Here is a 5,434-nt window from a genome sequence, read left to right on the forward strand (position 1 = left end):
GCGTGGCCCCGGGGTCGTCGGTCGCGGGCGGCGGCTGCTCCCACTGCCGTTCGAGCGCCTGCACCTGCCGCTCGGCGCCGGCCCGGGCCTGCCGGTTGGTCCACCACAGCTGGTGCGCGACGAGGAGCAGCAGCACGAGGCCGAGCGTCACGGCGCCCTCGGCCGCCGTCCACAGGGCGCGGCGCACCCGCGACCGGCGCCGCGGCGCCCCCTGGGCGACGACGCGGGGCCGGTCGGGCCGCTCGGCGGACTGCGTCAGCACGCGCGCAGAGTAGACGCCGCGGCCCCAAGTCACCAGGCCCGGACGGCGTCCCGCGCACACCCCGCCCGCCCCCACGGCAGTACGGTGTCCGCATGCGCCCCGACACGCCTGCCACGCCCGCCGAGAACGACCACGCCGATCACGTCGCGGAAGCCGAGCGCCTGGAACGCACCGCGTCCCTCTACCCCGAGGACGCCGAACCCCTGCTGCTGCAGGCCGCGGCCCATTACGAGCTCGCCGGGTCCCGCGAGCGCGCGACCACCCTGTACGACGGCCTGCTCTCCTCCGACGGCCTGCACAACGGCTCCCTGGTCCGCGCCCTGAAGGCGGCGAACCTGTGGGAGTACGGTCACGAGGCCGAGGCCCGCGCCATCATCACCGGCCTGCGGGCCACGGCCCCGCGCGACCCGGCGCCGTGGGTGATCATCGCGGAGTCCCTGGAGTCGCACGACGAGCTGGAGCAGGCCCACGAGACGTTCACCGAGGGCCTCGAGCGGCTGGTCCCGGAGGCCGAGCGGGAGTCCGGCGACATCCCGTACGTGCAGCACCCGCTGGTCCTCGGCCGGCACCGGGTGCGCAGGATGCTCGGCGCCGAGCACGACGCGTGGGACGCCCTCGCGGACCGCGTGAACCGCGCCTCCGTCTCCCTCGACGAGCTCCACGACCCCAAGCGCCTGTGGGCCCTCGGCTCGGACAACCCCGCCGACCTCCAGGCCGAGATCACCCGCCTGCGCGCCGAGTTGGGCTCGTACCGCGAGGCGCTGTCCCGCCCGTTCCCGGTCGCGGTCCTGCACTGGCCCTCGGCCGAGTACGCCGAACTCCTCGCCGCGTACCCGTCGCTCTCCGCCGAGTACCCGTCCTACGAGGCGCACCTCGCCTCGATACAGGACGCCCTGCGGGAGCTGTCCTCGTCCGGCACCCAGAACCTCGGCATCGTCACCGGCACGGTCCCCTCCTACGAGGCCTTCGCCGCCTCGGAGGCCTCCTCCCCCGGCGACGCCTCCCTGCTCCCCCAGTACGCCACCACCCTGGCCGCCCGCGGCCGCGCCGTGTTCTGGCCGCCGGAGGCGGGCGCGGCGTGCTGGTGCGGGTCGGGCAGCGCGTACGGGCAGTGCCACGGGGCGGACACCGCGGGGGCCTGAACCCCTGCCGCCCGGGCGACCGTCGCCCGGGTGTCCTCGACCCCGCTCCGTGCGCTCCGTGCCCCGTCTCACCCGCCGAGCCCCGCGAACGCCTCGCTCGTCCGCGCCTGGAGCTCGGCGTGCGGGACGTCCCGCAGGTGCTGGGTCAGGCCCCAGCGGTGGCCGAACGGGTCGAGCACCTGGCCCTCGCGTTCGCCCCAGTAGGTGTCGGCCAGTGGTCGCAGCACCGTGGCCCCGGCGTCCACCGCCCGCTGCCACGCCGCGTCGACGTCGTCGGTGTGCAGATACACGGCTCCGTACGTGCCGCCGAAGTGCTCGGGCCCGTACGACTCCAGCTCGGGGAACTCGTCGGCCAGCATCAGCGTGAGGTCGCCGATGCGGATCCGGACGTGGATCAGCCGGCCGCCCGGCACCTCGAGCCGGACGAGTTCCTCGGCGCCGAACGCCGTCCGGTACCAGCGCGACGCCTCGTCGGTGCCGCGGGCGGTGAGGTGCAGGGTGTGGGACGTGAAGGGCATGACGGTCCTCTCGGAGAGGGGCGATGTGCCGGGAAGCGGAGGGGGAGGTGAGGGGTCTACCGGTCCGGGGCGACGGCCCAGGGGCGCAGCTTGTCGGGGTTGCGGACGGCCCAGATCCGGCGGATGCGGCCGGTGTCGTCGATGTCGAACGCGTAGACACTGAGGATCTCGGAGCCGTCCAGGGCGACCAGTCCCGGCTGGCCGTTGACCGTGCGTTCGCGCAGGTCGAGCACTCCGGCGCGGGTCGCGAGCCGCACCAGGAACCCGGCGACCTGCGCCCGCCCCCGGACCGGCACCGGCGAGGCCTGGGTACGCCCGCCGCCGTCGGCGACCGCCTCGACCGACCCGTCGAGCAGCCGGGCGAGGGCGCCCACGTCCTTGGCCTGCCAGGCCTGCCGGAACTCCCGCACGACCGCGGCGCGGCGGGGCGCCCCCGCTCCGCGTTCGCGGGCGGCCCCGATCCGGCGCCGCCCCGCGGAGGCCAGCTCGCGGCAGGCGCCCGGGCTGCGGCCGACGATCTCGGCGATCTCACCGAACGGCACCCGGAACACGTCGTGGAGCAGGAAGGCGACCCGCTCGGCCGGTGTCATCGCGTCGAGGACCACCAGGAACGCCATCTCGACGGACTCGTCCAGCGTGATGCGGTCGGCCGGGTCCCCGGCCGCCGATCCGGCCGGCGGCGCGTCCCACTCGGCCCGCACCGGCACCGGCTCGGGGATCCACTCGCCGACGTACTGCTCGCGCCGCACCCGCGCGGAGCGGAGCTGGTCGAGGCAGACGCGGCTCACGACGGTCGTCAGCCAGGCGCCCGGGGCAGCGATGTCGGCGCGCCGCGCCGCGGGGAGTTCGAACCAGCGGGCGTACGCCTCCTGGACGGCGTCCTCGGCCTCGGTCAGGGAGCCGAGAAGGCGGTAGGCGACGTTGGTGAGGGCGCGGCGTTCGGACTCGACCGGGTCGTCGCCCGGTGTCGGTCCGTCGGTGCTGGTCATCGGTCGCGTTCCCTTCGACGTGGCCCGGTCGGGCCGCCGGCTGCTCACCTCTACGACGGGACAGGCCTCCCGGATGTCAGGTCCCGCGCCGCCTGACGTTCCGGGGCGCTGTCCCGTCGGACCAGGGTGTCGGCGATCCGCCGGACACGACGGCGCCGGGGCCCGCTCGCGCGGGGTCCCCGGCCGTACGGCAGGAGTGGGACATGGCACAGGACGTCGCTCAGGACATGATCAGGATCGGTGTCGTCCTCGGGAGCACCCGGCCGGGCCGGGTCGGGGCGCAGGTCGCCGAGTGGGTGCACGGGATCGCGGCGCGACGCGCGGACGCCGCGTTCACCCTGGTCGACCTGGCCGCCTTCCGGCTGCCGCACTTCGACCAGCCGGTGCCGCCCGCCCTGGGCGGCACGGTCGGCCCCGAGGCGCAGGAGTGGGCGCGGACCGTCGGCGGTCTGGACGGGTTCGTCTTCGTGATCCCGGAGTACAACCACCAGCTGCCCGGCGTGATGAAGGACGCCCTCGACTTCGTCTTCGCCGAGTGGAGCGACAAGGCCGCCGGCATTGTCGGGTACGGCGTCGCCGGCGGTACGGGCTCGGCGGCCCAGCTGCGCCAGATGTGCGGGCCGCTCGGCCTGGCGGACGTGCCGCCCCAGGTGGGTCTGCATCTCGCCCTGGACTTCGAGGACTTCAGGGTGTTCACGCCGCGCGAGTCCAGTGCGCGGGCCCTGGACGGACTGCTGGACCGGGTCGTGGAGTGGACCGGGGCGCTCGCGGCGGTGCGGGCGGGCCGTGCTGCGCGCGTGGCCTGACCCCGGTCTCCGGCGGCGCGCCACGGGTCAGTCCGCCGGGGGCGGGACCACCGGCGACGCGGACCCGGGCGGCGAGGACCCCGGCGGCGGGGACCCGGGCGGCGGGGCGGTCTCCCGCAGGCTCCGGCAGGCCGCGCGGGCCCGGGCGGCCTGCGCTCCGTCCGGGTCCGCCCGGGCGATCTCGTCCAGGCACTCGCCCGTGACCATGACGGTCTCGCGCCGGAGCCCGGCCGCGCGGAACGCGGCGACGGCCTCCTCCACCGCCGTGCCCGGCTCGAGCAGCACCGCACGGAACAGCCCGAAGAGCGCCTCCGTGTCGGGATCCGGCTCCCAGTCGTCCGCCGTCCGCGCCGACTCCACGAGCAGCTCCCGCCAGCGCTCCGCGCACGCCGCGTACCCGTGCACCCAGGTGTCGAGCAGGAGTTCCTCGAAGGTCAGCTCCGGGTCGGTTCCGTCCGCCGCGCGGGCCCGCTCGACGTCCTCCCGCGCCCGCTCGAAGGCCCCGGCCTGCCGCAGGTACCGGGCCCGCTCCTGGTACATCCAGCCCGAGGGCTCGATCTCGATCGCGGCGGTCAGGTCGGCGAGCGCCTCCTCGGACCGGCCCTGCTCGTGCCGGACCTGTCCTCGCGACGCGAGGGCCCAGGCGTCGCGGGGGTCGAGCGCGAGGCACGCGTCGAAGTCCTGGGCCGCGTCGTCGAACCGGCCCGCGAGCCGATGGGTCTCGGCGCGCAGGGAGCGCGGCCAGGTGTAGGTGGAGTCGAGGGCCAGCGCGGCCGTGCAGTCCGCGACGGCCTCGTCGTAGCGGCCGGCCCGTTGGTGGGCGGAGCCCCGCATGGCCAGCGCCCACGTGTACGCGGGGTCGAGGTCGAGCGCGGCGGTGAGGTCCCGCACCGCGTCGTCCAGGCGGCCGGCCAGCCGGTGGGTGAAGCCGCGCGCGGCCAGCACCTCGGCGTCGTCGGGCGCGAGCGCGTGGGCGGCGTCGAAGTCGGCCACGGCCTCGTCGTAGCGGTCGGCCTGGCGGTGTGCGCGGCCGCGCTCCTCCAGCGCCCACGCGTACGCGGGATACAGGGCGAGGGCCGCGGTCAGATCGGCGACGGCCTCGTCGTAACGGCCGAAGAGCCGGTGGGTGACGCCGCGCATCGCGAACGCCCACACGTACCGGGGGTCGACGGCGAGCACGGCGGTGAAGTCGGCGATCGCCGCGTCGTCGTGGCCCGCCAGCTGGTGCGCGGCGCCGCGCTCGGCGAGCGCCCACACGAACGCGGGGTCGATCGCCAGCGCGGCCGTGCAGTCCGCGATCGCGTCCTCGTAGCGGAGGGCGGCCCGGTGGGTGGCCCCCCGCTCGGCGAGGCCCCAGGCGTACGCGGGGTCGAGGGTGATCGCCTCGTCCAGGTCACGCAGGGACGCGTCGAGGCGTCCGGCCTGCCGGTGTGCCTCGCCGCGCGACCCGAGGAACGCGGCGTCGCCCGGGTCGCGTTCCAGCGCGGCCGTCATGTCGGCGACGGTCTCCTCGTACCGCTCGGCGTCGCGGTGGGCCCAGCCCCGGGACGCGTACATCCATGCGTCGTCGGGGTCCAGGGCGATCGCCGCGGTGAGGTCGGCGACGGCCTTGTCGTGGCGGCCCGCGCCGCGGTGCGCCCAGCCCCGGGAGGCGAGCACCCACGGGTCGTCGGGGGTCAGATCGAGCGCCGCGGTGAAGTCGGCGACGGCCTCGTCG

5 protein-coding genes and 1 pseudogene are annotated in these 5,434 nt (G+C 76.1%); 2 read left to right on the plus strand and 4 right to left on the minus strand.

Features of this window, described 5'->3' with window-relative positions; translation table 11 throughout:
- Positions 1-262, minus strand: a pseudogene (locus tag GTW43_RS14820) (class E sortase); the annotation flags it as partial.
- 92 nt (positions 263-354) lie between these two features.
- Here GTW43_RS14820 and GTW43_RS14825 point away from each other — a divergent pair.
- Entirely contained in the window at positions 355-1,404 is a 1,050-nt protein-coding gene (locus GTW43_RS14825) for an SEC-C domain-containing protein (RefSeq protein WP_161302342.1), read from the plus strand.
- A gap of 68 nt (positions 1,405-1,472) precedes the next feature.
- Here GTW43_RS14825 and GTW43_RS14830 read toward each other — a convergent pair whose 3' ends face one another.
- Both GTW43_RS14830 and sigJ read right to left on the minus strand, forming a co-directional pair.
- Positions 1,473-1,922: a VOC family protein gene (locus GTW43_RS14830; protein ID WP_161302344.1), complete on the minus strand. Its 450-nt coding sequence runs from the start codon at positions 1,920-1,922 to the stop codon at positions 1,473-1,475.
- A gap of 56 nt (positions 1,923-1,978) precedes the next feature.
- Entirely contained in the window at positions 1,979-2,911 is a 933-nt protein-coding gene (gene sigJ / locus GTW43_RS14835; protein ID WP_161302345.1) for an RNA polymerase sigma factor SigJ, read from the minus strand.
- 203 nt (positions 2,912-3,114) lie between these two features.
- Here sigJ and GTW43_RS14840 point away from each other — a divergent pair, with 203 nt between their 5' ends.
- A complete protein-coding gene (locus GTW43_RS14840) occupies positions 3,115-3,717 on the plus strand; it encodes an NAD(P)H-dependent oxidoreductase (RefSeq protein WP_237536604.1) in 603 nt (200 codons plus the stop codon).
- Positions 3,718-3,744: 27 nt separating this feature from the next.
- Here the strand turns inward: GTW43_RS14840 and GTW43_RS14845 are convergent.
- Positions 3,745-5,434 (minus strand): tetratricopeptide repeat protein (locus tag GTW43_RS14845; RefSeq protein ID WP_161302347.1); only part of this gene is annotated, 1,690 nt, incomplete at its 5' end.

This window comes from Streptomyces sp. SID5785, from assembly GCF_009870065.1.
In the GTDB taxonomy this organism is placed as follows: domain Bacteria; phylum Actinomycetota; class Actinomycetes; order Streptomycetales; family Streptomycetaceae; genus Streptomyces.

Excerpts from the sequence above, each read along its gene's own strand:
- GTW43_RS14825 (WP_161302342.1), top strand. The coding sequence starts at position 355 with ATGCGCCCCGACACGCCTGCCACGCCCGCCGAGAACGACCACGCCGAT.
- GTW43_RS14830 (WP_161302344.1), bottom strand. The coding sequence starts at position 1,922 with ATGCCCTTCACGTCCCACACCCTGCACCTCACCGCCCGCGGCACCGAC.
- sigJ (WP_161302345.1), bottom strand. The coding sequence starts at position 2,911 with ATGACCAGCACCGACGGACCGACACCGGGCGACGACCCGGTCGAGTCC.
- GTW43_RS14840 (WP_237536604.1), top strand. The coding sequence starts at position 3,115 with ATGGCACAGGACGTCGCTCAGGACATGATCAGGATCGGTGTCGTCCTC.